Here is a 327-nt window from a genome sequence, read left to right on the forward strand (position 1 = left end):
CCCCGACCGCGCCCTGGCGCACCGTCCTCGGCGCCTTCGGCGTCCTCGGCCCGGCGGCCTGGGCCTGTGCCGCGACCCTGCTCAGCGGCCTCGGCTGGGTCGTGCTCGCCGTCACCCACCCGGACGCGCCCTGGACCGCCCCGTTCTACCTGCACGACGGCGAGACCGTCCTCCTCGGCTTCGCCTTCGCGCTCTCCGGGCTGCTCATCCTCGCCCACCGCGCCGCCCCCGCACCCGTCTCCGCGTCCGCCGGGACCGCCGCCGCCGGACCGGCTGACGGGCCGCCCGCCGGCCGCAGCCTCGGCCGCTGCCTGCTCGCCGCCGGCC

Annotated in this window: 1 protein-coding gene; it reads left to right on the forward strand. The window is 80.4% G+C overall.

Going from position 1 to position 327, the window contains the following annotated elements; genetic code table 11:
• The coding region (locus tag ABD308_RS17165) for a hypothetical protein (protein ID WP_344335239.1) at positions 1-327 on the forward strand (327 nt) is incomplete at both ends.

The sequence above is a fragment of the Kitasatospora putterlickiae genome (assembly GCF_039527695.1).
Taxonomy (GTDB): Bacteria; Actinomycetota; Actinomycetes; order Streptomycetales; family Streptomycetaceae; genus Kitasatospora; species Kitasatospora putterlickiae.